The 528-nt window shown below is 40.5% G+C and carries 1 protein-coding gene; it reads right to left on the bottom strand.

The genetic code is table 11. The annotated features are described in order from the left end of the window. The coding region (locus ABEA81_RS42470) for an AI-2E family transporter (protein ID WP_345613748.1) at positions 1 to 516 on the bottom strand (516 nt) is incomplete at its 3' end. Between the last annotated feature and the right edge of the window lie 12 nt (positions 517 to 528).

Genomic DNA, 528 nt, shown 5'->3' with positions numbered 1-528 from the left:
AATTGCATATCCCGGTATTGCTAGTATGATTCCGACAATACCAAACAGTTTCCCCGCTACAAGCAGGACAAGAATAATTGTCAATGGGTGTACTTGCATGGTTTTCCCCATAATATTCGGCGAGATAAAGTTACCCTCAAGAAACTGGACGATTGCCCAGACAATAGCCAGCTTAACCAGCATAAATGGTGACTGTACCAACGCGATGATAATTGCTGGGGTTATGGCAATTATTGGCCCCAAATAAGGAACTACGCCTAATACACCTGCAATAATAGCTAGAGTTATAGCATAATCCAATCCAATAATCAGATAGCCGATATAAAGCAATGCGCCGATACATAGCGCCACAATAATTTGTCCCTGAATATAGGAACCGACCTGAGTGTCCATATTTTTTAAAATCTGGTTGGCATCATCCCGGTATTTCGGAGGCAGAAGTTTAACACTGTAATTCTTAAACCTTTTCCCATCCTTAAGCAGAAAGAAAAGAATGAACGGAAAGGTAATTATCACAATGATCGTACT

Source organism: Pseudonocardia adelaidensis, assembly GCF_039543345.1.
Lineage (GTDB): Bacteria > Actinomycetota > Actinomycetes > Mycobacteriales > Pseudonocardiaceae > Pseudonocardia > Pseudonocardia adelaidensis.
Note: the sequence above shows the minus strand (reverse complement) of the source record. Positions and strands in the feature narration are given on the sequence as shown.